Consider the following 16122-nt stretch of genomic DNA (forward strand, 5'->3'; position numbering starts at 1 on the left):
CCCGCGCGGTAGCGCTAGGCGTGAACCACGTCCTTCTCCTCCGCGAAGTGGCACGCCGACTCGTGTGCCGCGGGGGAGTCCGTGCCGGCGAAGCGCTGTGGGATGGCCAGGAGGGGGACCTCCTGGGCGCATTTGTCCTCGGCCTTCCAGCAGCGGGTGCGGAAGCGGCAGCCGGACGGCGGGTTGGCCGGGGAGGGGACGTCGCCGGTGAGGATGATGCGTTCGCGGCCCTCGCGCGACTCCGGGTCCGGGACCGGGACGGCCGACAGCAGCGCCTGGGTGTAGGGGTGCGTCGGGTGGTCGTAGATCTCGGTGTCGGAGCCGATCTCGGCCATCTTGCCCAGGTACATCACGCCGACCCGGTCGGAGATGTGCCGGACGATGGACAGGTCGTGGGCGATGAAGATGTAGGACAGGTTGAACTCGTCCTGGAGGCCCTCCATCAGGTTGATGACCTGTGCCTGGACGGAGACGTCGAGCGCGGAGACCGGCTCGTCGCAGATGATGATCTCCGGGTTGAGGGCGAGGCCGCGGGCGATGCCGATGCGCTGGCGCTGGCCGCCGGAGAACTGGTGGGGGTAGCGGTTGATGTACTCGGGGTTGAGGCCCACCACGTCCAGGAGGTCCTGGACCTTGCGGCGGCGGTCGCCCTTCGGGGCCACCTCGGGGTGGATCTCGAAGGGCTCCCCGATGATGTCGCCCACGGTCATACGGGGGTTGAGCGAGGTGTAGGGATCCTGGAACACCATCTGGATGTTGCGGCGGACCGCGCGCAGCGCGCGGCCCGACAGCCGGGTGATGTCCTGGCCCTTGTAGAAGACCTCGCCCGCGGTGGCGGTCTCCAGGGTCATCAGCAGCTTGGCGACGGTGGACTTGCCACAGCCGGACTCGCCGACGATGCCGAGCGTCTCGCCCTGGTAGAGGTCGAAGGAGACGCCGTCGACCGCCTTGACCGCGCCGATCTGCCGCTTGAAGAGGATGCCCTGGGTCAGCGGGAAGTGCTTGACCAGGTTGCGCACCTGGAGGATCGGCTCGCCCCGGTCGACCTTCGCCTCGATCGCGGCGACGGCCTCGTCCTCGGTGGCCGCCTCGACCGTCTCCACCTCCGTGACGTTGGGGGTGGCGTCCGCGGCCGGTTCCATGGCCTTGTCGTTCTTCTCGGTGTCAGCCATGGATGGTCTCCTTCCAGAAGTGGCAGGCGCTGCCGCGGCCCGGCAGCTCCGTGCCGTCCTGCTCGGTGACCGGCACCAGGGCGGGGACCTCCGTACGGCAGATGTCCTCGGCCCTGGGGCAGCGCGGGTTGAAGGCGCAGCCCGTGGGGATCTTGAGCAGATTGGGCGGCAGCCCCTTGATCGCGTAGAGCTCCTGCCCCTTGCGGTCCAGGCGCGGGATGGACTCCAGCAGACCCTGGGTATAGGGGTGGGCCGGGCGCTTGTAGAGCTCGTGCACGGGGGCGGTCTCGACGATCCGGCCCGCGTACATCACGGCGATCTTGTCGGCGACGTCCGCCACCACACCCAGGTCATGGGTGATCAGGATCAGACCCATGTGGTACTCGCGCTGGAGCTCCGCGAGCAGGTCCATCACCTGAGCCTGGACGGTCACGTCCAGGGCGGTGGTGGGCTCGTCGGCGATGATCAGGTCCGGCTCCAGCGCCATCGCCATGGCGATCATGATGCGCTGGCGCATACCGCCGGAGAACTGGTGCGGGTAGTCGCCCACCCGCTCCTTGGCCGCCGGGATACGGACCCGGTCCATCAGCTCGATGGCCTTGGCCTTGGCGTCCTTCTTGGACAGGCCCTGGTGGACCCGGAACATCTCGCCGAGCTGATAGCCCACGGAGAGCACCGGGTTCAGCGCCGAGAGCGCGTCCTGGAAGATCATGGCGATCTTGCGGCCGCGGATCTTCCGGCGGTCCTCGGCCGACATGGTGAGCATGTCCTCGCCCCGGAACAGGATCTGCCCCTGGGGGATCCTCCCGGGCGGCATGTCCAGGATGCCCATGATCGCCTGGGCGGTCACCGACTTGCCGGAGCCGGACTCGCCGAGGACGGCGAGCGTCTCACCGGCGTGGACGTCGTAGTTGACGCCGTTGACGGCCTTGGCGACACCGTCCCTGGTGTGGAACTCCACATGCAGATCACGGACTTCCAGCAGCGGGGTGCCGCCGTCGCCCGCGCCCTCGCGGACGGCGTCGTCCGCGGTCTTCTCGATGGTGGTCACGTACGCCCTCCTCAGCGCAGCTTGGGGTCGAGGGCGTCGCGCACCGCGTCGCCGAGCGTGATGAATGCGAACACGGTGAGGCTCAGCATTCCGGCCGGGAACAACATCACATGCGGGTTGTCCCGGATGGCGTCCTTGGCGTCGGAGATGTCGATGCCCCACGAGATGGTGGGGTCGGCGAGGCCGAGGCCGAGGAAGGACAGCGTGGCCTCGGCGGAGATGTACGCGCCGAGGGAGATGGTGGCCACCACGATGGTGGGGGCCAGAGCGTTCGGCAGGACGTGCCGGAAGAGGATCCGGCCGGTGCCCGCGCCGAGCGCACGCGCCGCGGTGACGTAGTCCGCCTGCTTGGCGGTGATCACCGAACTGCGCATCACCCGGGCGATGGTGGTCCAGCCGAGGAAGGCGAGCGCCGCGATCACGACGTACACCTTGCGCTCGGTGAAGGCGTTCAGGACGACCATCGAGCCGAGCAGGAACGGCAGGCCGAAGAAGATGTCGACGAGCCGGGAGATGATCGAGTCGATCCAGCCGCCGAAGTACCCGGCCACCATGCCCAGCAGACCGCCGACGAGGGTCACCACCGCGGTCACGCCGACGCCGACCATGATCGAGGCGCGGGTGCCGTAGATGACCCGGGCGTAGATGGAGCGGCCCTGGCCGTCGTAGCCGAACCAGTCGGCCTGGAAGAAGTGGGTCAGCTCGGGCTTGGTCAGGAAGTGGTTGGTCAGATCGCCGTTGCGCGGCTCGGCGCTGGTGAACAGGCCGGGGAACGCCGCGATGGCCAGCAGCAGCACCAGCAGCACCGCCGAGATCCAGAACAGCGGACGGTGGCGCAGCTCGAACCAGGCGTCGCCCCACAGCGAGCGCGGCTTGCCCTGGGAGACGGCGCCGGGGGCCAGGACGGCGTCCGCGGCGGCCTGCGAGGGCCCGGCGTCGACCGCCGTGTCGACCGCCGTGCCGCCGGACTGGGATTTGGTCATGTCAGGCATACCGGATCCTCGGGTCCAGGACCGCGTACAGCAGGTCGACGAGCAGATTGATCAGCAGGATGACGAGGACGAAGATCGTCACGACACCGACGATGGTGGTGCCCTCCCGCTGTCCCAGCGCCTTGAAGAGCAGATTGCCGACGCCCTGGACGTTGAAGATGCCCTCGGTGACCACCGCGCCGCCGACCAGCGCGCCGACGTCGGTGCCGAGGAAGGTCACCACGGGGATGAGCGAGTTGCGCAGCAGGTGGACGCCGACGATCCGGCGGCGCGGCAGCCCCTTGGCGAGCGCGGTGCGCATGTAGTCCGCGCGCAGGTTCTCCGCGAAGGTGGTGCGGGTCAGCCGGGCCACATACGCCATGGAGAGCATCGCGAGGACGAAGCCGGGCAGCAGCAGCTGCTGGACGTCCATCGAGTCCTGCACGTTCGGTGGCAGCCAGCCGAGCTCGTCGGCGAAGATGAACCGGGCGAGGTAGCCGAGGACGAAGACCGGCATCGAGATGACGATCAGGGTGAAGATCAGCACGCCGGTGTCGACGGCACGGCCCGCCTTGAGGCCGGCCCAGGCGCCGAGCCCGATGCCGACGATGATTTCGATGGTGAGGGCCACCGCCGCGAGGCGGAGGGTCACCGGGAAGGCCATCCCCATTTCCTCGGAGACCGGCCGGCCGCCGAAGGTCTGGCCGAAGTCGCCCTTGAAGAGGTCGACCATGTAGTCGATGTACTGCTTCCACAGGGGCTGGTCGAGCCCGAACTCATGGCGCAGCGACGCGACCTGCGCGGGGTCCGCGGCCTTGTCGCCCCACATCGCCCGGATGGGGTCGCCGGGAAGGACGTGGACCATGAGGAAAATAATCAGTGTTGTCCCGATGAAGACCGGGATCATCTGGAGCAGTCGCCTGGCGACGTAGCGCCCCATTATGCCTCCATGCCGTTGGGGGGCGGCGGAGGCCACGTCTCGTCTGCGCCACGCGGGTGGGGGGATGAGCTGCGGGCCTCACGCCTGCGGGCCGGTGCCGCCGCTCCCCGGTGGGAGGAGCGGCGGCACCGGCCGGCGGTCCCGATGATTACTTCTTCTTCACCTGGACGTCGGTGAAGATGGGGTCGCCGTCCTGACCGTAGGGGATCTTCCCCAGGATCTTGCTGGACTGGCCGCTGTTGACCTTGTAGAACCACAGCGGGATCGCCGGCATGTCCTTCGCCAGGACCTGCTCCGCCTGCTGGTAGAGCTTCACGGTCTCGTCGAGCGTGGCGGCCTTGTCGGCCTTGTCGGCGAGCGCGTCGAACTCCTTGTTGGCGTAGCCGCTGGTGTTACCGGCCGCCTTGGAGCCGTACAGGTCCCTCATGAAGTTGGAGTTGACCGGGTAGTCGAGCACCCAGCCACCGCGGTACATCGACTTGACCTGGTGCTTGTCACGCGCGTTCAGGTCGGCCTGGAAGTCGGGCTTGGAGTCGCCGGTGCAGTCGACGCCGGTGGCCTTGCGGATGCTGTTGCAGACCGCGTCCACCCAGGGCTTGTGGTCCTGGTCGGCGTTGTACTGGATCGAGATCTTGTTGCCCGGGACACCGCCGCCCTCCTTGATGAGGGCCTTGGCCTTGGCCGGGTCGTAGGTGACCTGCTCCTTGAGCGCACCGGCCTTGTAGCCGAGGACGCCGCGGGCGACATAGCTGTCGGCCGGGGTGCGGGAGCCGTGCAGCACGGTCTTGGTGATCGTGTTGCGGTCGATCGCCATGGACAGACCCTGGATGACCTTGGGGTCGATGTCCTTGAACTGCTTGGTGTAGAAGGCCGGGACGATCGCCTGGACCGCCGAGTACTCCTCGTCGATCGCGCGCTTGCCCAGGTCGGTCTTGTAGTTGGTCAGCGCGGTGGTCGGGACCTGCTCGATCCAGTCGAGGTTGTTGGAGCGCAGGTCCGAGTAGGCGGCGTCGGCGGTGGTGTAGTTCTTGAAGTCGATGCCACCGTTCTTGGCCTTGTTCGGGCCCTGGTAGTCGGCGTACTTCCGAACCTTGATCATCTTCTTGTGGTCCCACGAGACGAACTTGTAGGGACCGTTGCCGACCGGCTTCTCACCGAAGCCCTTGGGGTCCTTGAAGAACCCGCTGGGCAGCGGGGCCCACACGTCGTAGCCCAGCTTGTAGGCGAAGTACGAGACCGGGCCATTGAGCTCGATCTTGAACTCGTTGTCATTGACGACCTTCAGGCCGGACATCTTGTCGGCCTTGGGCTTGCCCTTGTCCGGGTGGACGTCGGAGTAGCCCTTGATGTCCTGGAACCAGCTGGAGTTGGTCTGGTTGTTCTCGACGTTGGCGGACCAGTTCCAGGAGTCCACGTAGGACTTCGCGGTCACGGCCTCGCCGTTGTGGAACTTCCAGCCCGGCTTGAGCTTGACGGTCCAGACGGAGGAGTCCTTGTTGGGGGTGACCGACTCCGCGTTGACGTATACCAGCTTGCCGGTGCCCGGCTCGTAGTCCACCAAGCCCGCGAAGATCGCCCGCAGCACACGGCTGCCCTGGCTCTCCTTGGCGTTCGCCGGCTGCAACGGGTTCTGCGGCTCGCCGAGCTGGGCGGTGAGTATCCCGTTCGGGTCCGCCGTGCCCTTGTTCATGTCATTGCTGCCGCTGTCGCTGTCGCTACCACCACAGGCGGTCGCGGCCAGCGCCACGACCGCTGCCAACGCGACCCACTTGGCGCTCTTGGCACCGCGCATGGGTTTGCCTCCTCAGGAGTCCACTGTCACTACGAGAGGGGGCGCCCGGAGACACGCTGACACCCCTGACAGCGAAAGGGACCGGAACCCCCCAGATGCGCTCGTAGGTCCGCGCTCCCCACAGCGTGTGACCCATTGACCCGAGCTCAATGGACCCCATGATTGAGCACGTCCGGCCCTTAAACCACACCTTATGGGTCTCGCTTTGGTCACAGCATCTACGCGCGGAGCTTTGAAATCCGGACAAAACTGTCCCAGACAGACACACGCGAAACGGACTGTTAACACATCATGCGGAGCCCGGACGCCGATATCCGGACGCCCGGATCCGGATAACCGCTTGACTGGCACGTTGCTGACATGGCAAGAGCCCGGACCCCCGCCGTGGAAGCGGTGGGTCCGGGCCTTGGGCGGCTCACCGAGGCGCGGTGGGGCGCCTACGCTCCGTGATCGGCGCCGGTGTGCGCGGCGGCGCCCGGAGCGGGCCCCGGCGCATGGCGCCGGGGGCGAGCTTCGGCGCGTGGCACCCGGGGGCGTGAGCGTCGGCGCTTGGCGCCCGGGAGCGTGAGCGTCGGCGCTTGGCACCCGGGGGCGCGCGTCAATGCCTGGCACCCAGGCGCGAGCATCAGCGCTTGGCGCGGGCGGCCGAGCGGGCGCGCTCCTTCTGGTCCAGCACCACCTTGCGGATCCGCACCGTCTCCGGCGTCACCTCGACGCATTCGTCGTCGCGGCAGAACTCCAGGGACTGCTCGAGCGAGAGCATCCGCGGCGGGACCAGGGACTCGGTCACATCCGCGGTGGAGGACCGCATGTTGGTGAGCTTCTTCTCCTTGGTGATGTTGACGTCCATGTCGTCGGAGCGGGAGTTCTCGCCGACGATCATGCCCTCGTAGACCTCGGTGCCCGGCGAGACGAACAGCACACCGCGCTCCTGGAGGTTGGTCATCGCGAAGGCGGTCACCGCGCCCGAACGGTCGGCCACCAGAGAGCCGTTGTTACGCGTCTTCAGCTCGCCGAACCACGGCTCGTGGCCCTCGTGGATGGAGTGGGCGATACCGGTGCCGCGGGTCGCGGTCAGGAACTCGGTGCGGAAGCCGATCAGACCGCGGGAGGGGACGATGAACTCCATGCGGACCCAGCCGGAGCCGTGGTTGGACATGTTGTCCATCCGGCCCTTGCGGGTGCCCATGAGCTGGGTGACCGCGCCCATGTGCTCCTCGGGCACATCGATGGTGATGCGCTCGATCGGCTCGTGGACCTTGCCCTCGATCTCCCGGGTGACCACCTGCGGCTTGCCGACGGTCAGCTCGAAGCCCTCCCGGCGCATGGTCTCCACCAGGATCGCCAGCGCCAGCTCGCCCCGGCCCTGCACCTCCCAGGCGTCCGGGCGGTCGGTGGGCAGCACACGCAGCGAGACGTTACCGATCAGCTCGCGCTCGAGCCGGTCCTTGACCAGCCGCGCGGTGACCTTGCGGTCCTTCACGGCCGACTTGTCGGCGCCCTTGCCGCCGGGGCCGCGGCCGACCAGCGGGGAGGTGTTGGTGCCGATGGTCATCGAGATCGCGGGCTCGTCGACGGTGATCAGCGGCAGCGCGACCGGGTTCTCCGGGTCGGCCAGGGTCTCGCCGATCATGATGTCCGGGATGCCGGCTACGGCGCAGATGTCACCGGGGCCCGCCACCTCGGCGGGCTTGCGGGTGAGCGCCTCGGTCATCATCAGCTCGGTGATCCGGACGTTGGAGATGGTGCCGTCGCGCTTGATCCACGCGACCGTCTGCCCCTTCTTCAGCTCGCCCTGCTCGACCCGGAGCAGCGCGATACGGCCGAGGAAGTTGTCCGCGTCCAGGTTGGTGACATGGGCCTGGAGCGGCGCGGCCGCGTCGTACTCCGGCGCCGGGACGGTGTCCAGGAGGGCGGAGAAGAACGGCTGGAGGCTGTCGCTGTCGGCCGGGACGGTGCCGTCCTCCGGCTTGGTCAGCGAGGCCACACCGTCACGGGCGCAGGCGTAGACGATCGGGAACTCGATCTGCTCCTCGGTCGCGTCCAGGTCCAGGAAGAGGTCGTACGCCTCGTTGACGACCTCGTCGATCCGCGAGTCCGGCCGGTCGGTCTTGTTGATGCACAGGATCACCGGCAGCTTGGCCTGGAGCGCCTTGCGCAGTACGAAGCGGGTCTGCGGCAGCGGCCCCTCGGAGGCGTCCACCAGCAGGACCACCGCGTCGACCATGGACAGCCCGCGCTCGACCTCACCGCCGAAGTCGGCGTGGCCGGGGGTGTCGATGATGTTGATGGTGACGGGGTCGCCGCCGTCCGCCGGGTGGTACTTCACGGCGGTGTTCTTCGCGAGAATGGTGATGCCCTTCTCGCGCTCCAGGTCGTTGGAGTCCATGACCCGGTCGTCCACGTGCTGGTGGGCGGCGAACGCGCCCGCCTGCTTGAGCATGGCGTCGACGAGGGTCGTCTTGCCGTGGTCGACGTGGGCGACGATGGCAACGTTACGAATGTCGTGGCGCGTGGGCATGAAAGCGCGCTTCTCCCGGTTGTTGGGTGGCGGCGCGCTCCTGGTGCGGCGCGCCTTCCGCCGGGCTGATCACGCCTCGGCCTCACCCCCATGGTACGGGGACGGCGCGGGGACGGATGCCGCAGCCCGCCCCCGCGCCGGTCGCCTCACCCGTGGACTCCGCGGGTGGCCGGTGCGGCCGCGGTGTGCCCGGCGGGTCTTTCCCCTCCCCGCCCCTTCCCGATACCAGGGGTTCCACCCCTGGACCCCGGCGTCCGGGCCGACCCCCCGACCAGGCGGCGGAGCCGCAAATCGACGCCACGGGAAGGGGCTGCGGAAAGGGGGCGAGAGCCCCGAACCGGAGGCAGAGGCAGAACCCCGGCCCGGGGCCTGGGGCTCGGAGCCCGGTTCCAGGGTCTGGGGGCCCGGAACCCCGGCCCGGGGCCTGGGGGCCCCGAACCGCGGCCGGGGCCTGGGGGCTGGGTCGAAGCCCCGCAACGCGGCGGAACCGCATGTCGATGCTTTCCCCTACCCGCCCCTTCCCGATACCAAGGGCTCCGCCCCTGGACCCCGAAGCCCGACCACGCGGCGCAGCCGCAGCCGCAATTCGACGCCACAGGAAGGGCCAGAACCCCGGGCCGGAGGCAGAGACGGAGCCCCGCCACGCGCCGAAGCCACATACCGATGCCGCGGCAAGGGGCCGCAGGAAGGGGCAAGAGCCCCGGACCGGAGGCAGAAGCGACAGCCCCGGCTCGTGGCCCGGGGCTCGGAGCCCCGGTTCCGGGGTCTGGGGCGAAGCCCCCACACGCGGCGGAGCCGCATATCGATGCTGCGGGAAGGGGCAGAGTCCCGGACCGGAGCCTGAGGCAGAACCCCGGTCCGGGGTCTGGGGCGAAGCCCCGGTTGTGGGGTCTGGGGCGAAGCCCCAGTTGTGGGGTCTGGGGCGAAGCCCCAGTTGTGGGGAGGGGTGGGGTGGGGAAAGGGCTGGCGGGTGCCCCTAGCGGCGGAAGCCGATGTCCTGGTAGCGGGGTGTGGCGAAGCCGAAGGCGCCCGCGTTGACCAGGCCCTTGCGCATCGCGATCAGCTGCGGTCGCTGATAGAGCGGAATCGATCCGGCCGCCGCCCAGATCCGGGCGTCCGCACGGCTGACCAGGGAGCGGGAGGCCCCGCCGTCCAGCTCGGAGAGCGCCTGGTCGAAGAGCTGGTCGATCTGGTCGGTGCCCACCCGGGTGTAGTTCTGCTCGACGACCAGGGAACCGTCGGCGGCGGGCTGCGGCTTGGCGTAGATGGGGCGGGCGTCGGTGGCCGGGTAGGCGGATGCGGGCCAGGAGTAGAGGGCCAGGTCGTAGTCGCCGGTGGCGATGTGGTCCCGGAAGTAGCTCTCGCCCGAGACCTTGGTGATCTCGGTCCGGACGCCGATCTTCTCCAGCATCCGCGCGATGCGTCGGCCGACCGTGCTCAGCTGGGCGCCGGCCTGGTCCTCGGGGAGGACGAAGCGCAGCACCAGCGGCCGTCCCTTCTTCCGTACGACGGCCGCCTCGCCGAGCCGCCCGGAGCGCCCGGCGTCACCCGCCGCGGGGGCGGCGCCGGCGGACCGCTCGGAGGACGCGGTGCCGGACGCGGTACCGGAGGCGCTCTGGGACGCGGTCTCGGACGGCGTTCCGGAGGTGCCCTCGGTGGCGGTGTCCGTGGCGGTGTCCGTTTCCGTGGCCGTCGGGGCGCTGTGCGGTCGGCCCCGGTCGTCCGTCTTGCCGTCGAGCGCCTTCTGCCGGCTCCCGGTGCCCCCCGCCCGCCAGCCCGCGTCGGCGAGCAGCGACTGCGCGGCGTTCTTGTCCGGGTCGCCGAGGGCGCCGCTGTGGTCCTTGTAGCCCGGCTGGCCCGCCATCAGCAGATGGTTGCCGAGCGGCTCGGACGGCAGCCCCATCGGCTTCAGCACCGCCTTGGCCAGGGCCTTACGGTCGATCGCGCGGGCCACCGCGCGGCGCACCCGCTCATCGGCGAGCGGGCCCTTGGTGCCGTTGAGCGCGAGTTGGGTGTAGGCGGGGTCGAGGGCCTTGCGCAGGGTGAAACCGCTCAGCGCCCGGTTCCGCGACCGGTTCTTGTCGGTGTCGCCCGTCGCCCCGCCCTGGGCCCCCGCCGTCGCCCGGCCGCCGGTGGACGGCTCCGGCGCGCCCGCCTTGCCCGGGGCCGAGGAGCCCTGGTCGGCGCCCGCGGCCTGTTTGCCCGGGGCGGTGGCCCGGATGCGCCGGGCAGTGGCCGGGTCCACCTCGGCCAGGTCCAGCTGCCCGGCGATCAGGGCCTGGGCCCGCTTTTCGGCCGGCACCGCCTGGAAGACCATCCGGCTCAGCCGCGCCCGGTCGCCCCACCAGCGCGGGTTGCGGACGAGGGTGACGGAGTTGTCCGAGACCTGGCGGACCATGAAGGGCCCGGCGCCGACCGCGAGTCCCTTACTCGCCGCCGCGGAGAACACCGCCGGGTTGCCCATCACGCTCTTCGGATAGAGCGGGGTGAACAGCGAGCGCCAGTCGGTGTACGGCTTGGCGAAGGTGACCTTGACCTCGTGCGCCTTGTCCCCGGGTTCGACCTTGGCGATCCGGTCGTAGCCGGCGTTGCGCGCCGTCCCGTACTTGTCGTCGGTGCCGCGCAGCGCCCTCCACTGGGCCTGGAAGTCCTCCACGCCGAGCGGGCGCCCGTCGCTCCACACCGCCTTGGGGTTGAGCTTGTAGACCACGACCTGCTTGGGGTCGCTCGAGGTGACGTCGGCGGAGGTCAGATAGTCGCCGTTGCGCTGGGGACGGCCCCGGGCGTCCAGGGTGTAGAGGGAGGGCAGCACGGCGCCCGCGATTCGCTCGGTGCCCGTGTCCGCCGTCTTCGAGAAGGCGTTGAGAGTGGTGGGCGTCGCGTCCACGGCCCAGCGCAGGGTGCCGGTGCCGGTGGTCCCGGCGCGGGGCGCGGCGGCGATGTCCCAGGCAGCGGGCGGCGGCGGACCGTCGTCGTCCGAGCTGCATCCGGTCAGTACGGGCAGCGGCAGCATCACCCCCGCGGCGAGCAGCATGGCGCGGCGGCCTTTGGTGATGGGCATGGCTCGTACCTCCGCAGGGTGACGGATATATGCGCATTTGGCATAGTGTGACGCTGATCGCATATACTCCTCACTCAAAGCGACGGTTCATGGGACAGCACGCCGAGAGGGCCACGGAGACGGCCATGAGGGGAAAGGATCACCCGACCGGATCAACGCGGCGGGCGCGCACTCCGGCGCGCGGCGGCGGAATCCCGCCGGTGGCTCCGCCAATCACGACAGATCCCTTCACAACCACGACCGCGGCGCGTAACACTCGCTGTCGCATGAGCGTCGCCAACCGCAACCGCGGAAGTGAGGGCAAGTCATGTCCTTGAACGACGACTTGACGGCCGTCCAACGCTGTCTCGATGACCTGGTGCGTTCGGTCTCCCGACTGGAGCAGCGAGTGGGCGCCGGCGGGTTGGAGATACGCAGAGTCCGCACCGACGCGGACCACCTGCGGGAGAGCCTCGCCCTCCTGCGCGAGACGGCTCCCGAGGAGCGACCACGCCCCGAGATGGTTCCGGTCCCCGACGCCCCGTACAACAGTGCGCTGTGGTCGGACGTCGACGACGAGGGCCTCGGCGCGCGAGATCGCCACGCGCCCTAGGGATGCCCCCGCGCGCCTTCCGTCATCGGGGCGCGCACCACCGTCGTCCCCCGATACCACTCCACCGCGGAGTTCCTCTTGGCCACAGGCACCGACCCCCAAGCCACCACCCCCGCGCCCGCAGGCCGTGGGACGGCCCCGCACGGCGTGAACGGCGCCTCGCGCGCCGCCATCCCCGCCCGCCATCTGCGCAGCGACCGCTGGTGGCTCTCCCCCGCGATCACCGCGGCCGGGCTGTTCGCGTTCGTCGTCTACTCCACCTGGCGGGCCTTCGCCGGTGACGACTACTACGCCGAGCCGTATGTCTCCCCCTTCTACTCGCCCTGCGTCGCCCAGAACTGCGTGCCGATGAAGGGCGGCGCCAACTGGGAGATCTTCGGCGCGTGGTGGGGCCTGTCCCCCGCGCTGCTGATCCTGATCTTCCCGCTGGGGTTCCGGCTCACCTGCTACTACTACCGCAAGGCGTATTACCGGGGCTTCTGGGCCTCACCGCCCGCCTGCGCGGTCGCCGAACCGCGCGCCAAGTACACCGGCGAGACGCGTTTCCCGCTGATCCTCCAGAACATCCACCGCTACTTCTTCTACTTCGCGGTGATCGTCGCGGGGATCCTCACCTATGACACCGTGCTGGCCTTCCGGGACGAGCACGGCCGCTGGGGCCATATGGGCCTCGGCACCCTGGTGCTGCTCGCCAACATCGCGCTGATCTGGGCGTACACCCTCTCCTGCCACTCCTGCCGCCATATCGTCGGCGGCCGGCTGAAGCACTTCTCCCAGCACCCGGTGCGCTATCGGTTCTGGGGCTGGGTGAGCGGGCTCAACGCACGCCATATGCAGCTGGCCTGGGCCTCTCTCATCAGCGTCGCCGTCGCGGACTTCTACGTCTATCTGGTGGCGAGCGGTGCCTTCGACGATCCCCGCTTTTTCTAGGAGAGGTGCTCATCGATGACGCAAGTCGAGCGGCAGGCGTGGGACGTGGTCGTGATCGGCGCGGGCGGCGCCGGGCTGCGTGCCGCGATCGAGGCCCGCGAGCAGGGCATGCGCTGCGCCGTCATCTGCAAGTCACTGTTCGGCAAGGCCCATACGGTGATGGCCGAGGGCGGCATCGCCGCCAGCATGGGCAATGTCAACGAGCGCGACAACTGGCAGGTGCACTTCCGCGACACCATGCGCGGGGGCAAGTTCCTCAACCACTGGCGGATGGCCGAGCTGCACGCCCAGGAGGCCCCGGACCGGGTCTGGGAGCTGGAGACCTGGGGCGCGCTCTTCGACCGCACCCCCGAGGGCAAGATCTCCCAGCGGAACTTCGGCGGCCATGAGTACCCCCGCCTCGCCCATGTCGGGGACCGCACCGGCCTGGAGCTGATCCGCACCCTCCAGCAGAAGATCGTCTCCCTTCAGCAGGAGGACAAGGCCGAGACCGGGGACTACGAGTCCCGGCTGAAGGTCTTCCAGGAGTGCACGGTCACCCGCATCGTCAAGGACGGCGACCGGGTCGCCGGTGTCTTCGGCTACGAGCGCGAGTCCGGCCGTTTCTTCGCGCTGGAGGCCCCGGCCGTGGTGCTGGCCACCGGCGGCATCGGCAAGTCCTTCAAGGTGACCTCCAACTCCTGGGAGTACACCGGCGACGGCCATTCGCTCGCGCTGCTCGCGGGCGCCCCGCTGATCAACATGGAGTTCGTGCAGTTCCATCCGACCGGTATGGTCTGGCCGCCCTCGGTGAAGGGGATCCTGGTCACCGAGTCGGTGCGCGGCGACGGCGGGGTGCTGCGCAACAGCGAGGGCAAGCGGTTCATGTTCGACTACATCCCGGACGTCTTCAAGGAGAAGTACGCCCAGTCCGAGGACGAGGCCGACCGCTGGTACGAGGACCCGGACCACAACCGCCGTCCGCCCGAGCTGCTCCCCCGCGACGAGGTGGCCCGCGCCATCAACGCCGAGGTGAAGGCGGGCCGGGGCTCCCCGCACGGCGGGGTCTTCCTCGATGTGTCCACCCGGATGTCCCCCGAGGTCATCAAGCGGCGGCTGCCCTCCATGCACCACCAGTTCAAGGAGCTCGCGGACGTCGACATCACCGCCGAGCCCATGGAGGTGGGCCCGACCTGTCACTACGTGATGGGCGGGGTGGACGTCGATCCGGACACCGCGGCCGCCACCGGAGTCCCCGGGCTGTTCGCCGCGGGCGAGGTCGCGGGCGGGATGCACGGCTCCAACCGGCTCGGCGGCAACTCCCTCTCCGATCTGCTGGTCTTCGGGCGCCGCGCCGGGCTCCACGCGGCCCGCTACGCCCAGGAGATCGCGGACTCGGGCACCCGTCCGGTGCCGGACGAGGCACAGCTGGACCTGGCGGCGGCCGAGGCGCTGCGCCCGTTCAGCGCCGAGGCCGGGGAGCCGGACGAGACCGCGGGCCCGGCCGGGCCGCCGGAGAACCCGTACACCCTCCACCAGGAGCTCCAGCAGTCGATGAACGACCTGGTGGGGATCATCCGGAAGGCCGAGGAGATGGAGGAGGCGCTGCACCGGCTGGCCAGTCTGCGGGTGCGGGCGCGCCGCGCCGGGGTCGAGGGCCACCGGCAGTTCAACCCCGGCTGGCACCTGGCCATCGATCTGCGCAACATGCTGCTGGTCAGCGAGTGCGTGGCCCGTGCCGCGCTGGAGCGGACCGAGAGCCGCGGCGGGCACACCCGCGACGACTGTCCGGAGATGGACCGTCAGTGGCGGCGGATCAATCTGGTCTGCCGGCTCTCCGACCCCTCGGGCGGTCTGGCGGCACCCGACACCGGACACGGCCAGATCCGGCTCGAGCGGCGTGAGACGCCGCCCATCCGGCCCGATCTGCTGAATCTGTTCGAGAAGGACGAGCTGGTGAAGTACCTGACGGACGAGGAGCTGACCCAGTGAGTGCGTACGAGGCCCACTTCCGGGTGTGGCGGGGCGACCAGGACGGCGGCGGTCTGAAGGACTTCCACGTCGAGGTCAACGAGGGCGAGGTCGTCCTCGACATCGTCCACCGGCTCCAGGCGACCCAGGCCCCCGATCTGGCGGTCCGCTGGAACTGCAAGGCGGGCAAATGCGGTTCGTGCAGCGCGGAGGTCAACGGACGGCCCCGGCTGCTGTGCATGACCCGGATGTCGGTGTTCGACCGGGACGAGACGATCACCATCACCCCGCTGCGGGCCTTCCCCGTGGTACGGGACCTGGTGACCGATGTGTCGTTCAACTACACCAAGGCCCGTGAGGTGCCGTCCTTCGTGCCCCCGGAGGGGCTGGGGCCCGGCGAGTACCGGATGTGGCAGGAGGACGTGGGGCGCTCGCAGGAGTTCCGCAAGTGCATCGAATGCTTCCTGTGCCAGGACACCTGTCATGTGGTGCGGGACTTCGAGGAGAACAAGGAGGCGTTCGCGGGGCCGCGCTTCCTGATGCGGGTCGCGGAGCTGGACATGCATCCGCTGGACGCGGCGGGCGACACCGGGCTCGACCGCAAGCGCGCCGCGCAGGAGGAGCACGGACTGGGCTACTGCAACATCACCAAGTGCTGTACGGAGGTCTGCCCCGAGCAGATCAAGATCACCGACAATGCGCTGATCCCGCTCAAGGAGCGGGCGGTGGACCGTAAGTACGATCCGCTGGTCTGGCTGGGCAACAAGATCCGGCGGCGGGGGCAGTAGCTCCGCGGGGGGGTGCTGGTGGGTGTCCGGCGGATGTGACGCCTGCGGCGGGCTGCTCCCCTCCCCGCCCCTTCCCGATACCAGGGGCTCCGCCCCTGGACCCCGGCGTCCGGGCCGGCCCCCAACCAGGCGGCGGAGCCGCACATCAATGCCGCGGGGAGGGGCAAAGCCCCGGCCCGGAGTCCGGGGCGAAGCCCCACCACACGGCGGAGCCGCACATCGATGCCGAGGGAAAGGCGAAGCCTCGGCCCGGAGTCCGGGGCGAAGCCCCGGACTCCGGGGGCTGGGACGGAGCCCCGGATCGGGGGCTGGGGCGGAGCCCCGGATCGGGGGCTGGGGCGGAGCCCCGGATCG

At 69.6% G+C, this 16122-nt stretch carries 11 protein-coding genes; 4 read left to right on the forward strand and 7 right to left on the reverse strand.

Going from position 1 to position 16122, the window contains the following annotated elements; genetic code table 11:
- Positions 1 to 14 precede the first annotated feature (14 nt).
- The 7 genes from AB0E24_RS02635 to AB0E24_RS02665 form a co-directional block, all read right to left on the reverse strand.
- Positions 15 to 1172: an ABC transporter ATP-binding protein gene (locus tag AB0E24_RS02635; RefSeq protein WP_069864393.1), complete on the reverse strand. Its 1158-nt coding sequence runs from the start codon at positions 1170 to 1172 to the stop codon at positions 15 to 17.
- Positions 1165 to 2223 carry an ABC transporter ATP-binding protein gene (locus tag AB0E24_RS02640; RefSeq protein ID WP_359374505.1) on the reverse strand — a complete coding sequence of 353 codons (1059 nt, stop codon included), beginning with the start codon at positions 2221 to 2223 and terminating at the stop codon, positions 1165 to 1167. Before AB0E24_RS02640 ends, AB0E24_RS02635 begins: the two co-directional genes overlap by 8 nt.
- A gap of 11 nt (positions 2224 to 2234) precedes the next feature.
- Positions 2235 to 3215, reverse strand: coding sequence for an ABC transporter permease (locus AB0E24_RS02645; protein WP_069864397.1), 981 nt, complete (start codon positions 3213 to 3215; stop codon positions 2235 to 2237).
- Positions 3208 to 4134 carry an ABC transporter permease gene (locus tag AB0E24_RS02650; RefSeq protein WP_069864399.1) on the reverse strand — a complete coding sequence of 309 codons (927 nt, stop codon included), beginning with the start codon at positions 4132 to 4134 and terminating at the stop codon, positions 3208 to 3210. Before AB0E24_RS02650 ends, AB0E24_RS02645 begins: the two co-directional genes overlap by 8 nt.
- 148 nt (positions 4135 to 4282) lie before the next feature.
- Positions 4283 to 5926 carry a peptide ABC transporter substrate-binding protein gene (locus AB0E24_RS02655; protein ID WP_069864401.1) on the reverse strand — a complete coding sequence of 548 codons (1644 nt, stop codon included), beginning with the start codon at positions 5924 to 5926 and terminating at the stop codon, positions 4283 to 4285.
- Positions 5927 to 6551: 625 nt separating this feature from the next.
- Positions 6552 to 8447 (reverse strand): translational GTPase TypA, encoded by a 1896-nt coding sequence (gene typA, locus AB0E24_RS02660; RefSeq protein ID WP_069864403.1) that lies wholly within the window; start codon positions 8445 to 8447, stop codon positions 6552 to 6554.
- Positions 8448 to 9423: 976 nt separating this feature from the next.
- Positions 9424 to 11508, reverse strand: a complete 2085-nt coding sequence (locus tag AB0E24_RS02665) for an ABC transporter family substrate-binding protein (RefSeq protein WP_359374508.1) — start codon at positions 11506 to 11508, stop codon at positions 9424 to 9426.
- Positions 11509 to 11815: 307 nt separating this feature from the next.
- Here AB0E24_RS02665 and AB0E24_RS02670 point away from each other — a divergent pair, with 307 nt between their 5' ends.
- The 4 genes from AB0E24_RS02670 (at position 11816) to AB0E24_RS02685 (ending at position 15768) form a co-directional block, all read left to right on the forward strand.
- On the forward strand, positions 11816 to 12100 hold the full coding sequence (locus tag AB0E24_RS02670; RefSeq protein WP_069864407.1) for an Rv0250c family protein: 285 nt from the start codon (positions 11816 to 11818) through the stop codon (positions 12098 to 12100).
- Between the two features lie 78 nt (positions 12101 to 12178).
- A complete protein-coding gene (gene sdhC, locus AB0E24_RS02675; protein ID WP_069864409.1) occupies positions 12179 to 13030 on the forward strand; it encodes a succinate dehydrogenase subunit SdhC in 852 nt (283 codons plus the stop codon).
- 15 nt (positions 13031 to 13045) lie between these two features.
- Entirely contained in the window at positions 13046 to 15001 is a 1956-nt protein-coding gene (locus tag AB0E24_RS02680) for a fumarate reductase/succinate dehydrogenase flavoprotein subunit (RefSeq protein ID WP_093700547.1), read from the forward strand.
- A complete protein-coding gene (locus AB0E24_RS02685; protein WP_069864413.1) occupies positions 14998 to 15768 on the forward strand; it encodes a succinate dehydrogenase/fumarate reductase iron-sulfur subunit in 771 nt (256 codons plus the stop codon). Before AB0E24_RS02680 ends, AB0E24_RS02685 begins: the two co-directional genes overlap by 4 nt.
- The last annotated feature ends 354 nt before the right edge of the window (positions 15769 to 16122 follow it).

The organism is Streptomyces malaysiensis subsp. malaysiensis, assembly GCF_040653035.1.
GTDB classification, from domain to species: Bacteria; Actinomycetota; Actinomycetes; order Streptomycetales; family Streptomycetaceae; genus Streptomyces; species Streptomyces malaysiensis.

Coding starts and splice junctions, on each gene's coding strand:
- AB0E24_RS02655 (WP_069864401.1), bottom strand. CDS start 5,926: ATGCGCGGTGCCAAGAGCGCCAAGTGGGTCGCGTTGGCAGCGGTCGTG.
- AB0E24_RS02650 (WP_069864399.1), bottom strand. CDS start 4,134: ATGGGGCGCTACGTCGCCAGGCGACTGCTCCAGATGATCCCGGTCTTC.
- AB0E24_RS02645 (WP_069864397.1), bottom strand. CDS start 3,215: ATGCCTGACATGACCAAATCCCAGTCCGGCGGCACGGCGGTCGACACG.
- AB0E24_RS02635 (WP_069864393.1), bottom strand. CDS start 1,172: ATGGCTGACACCGAGAAGAACGACAAGGCCATGGAACCGGCCGCGGAC.
- typA (WP_069864403.1), bottom strand. CDS start 8,447: ATGCCCACGCGCCACGACATTCGTAACGTTGCCATCGTCGCCCACGTC.
- AB0E24_RS02665 (WP_359374508.1), bottom strand. CDS start 11,508: ATGCCCATCACCAAAGGCCGCCGCGCCATGCTGCTCGCCGCGGGGGTG.
- AB0E24_RS02680 (WP_093700547.1), top strand. CDS start 13,046: ATGACGCAAGTCGAGCGGCAGGCGTGGGACGTGGTCGTGATCGGCGCG.
- AB0E24_RS02670 (WP_069864407.1), top strand. CDS start 11,816: ATGTCCTTGAACGACGACTTGACGGCCGTCCAACGCTGTCTCGATGAC.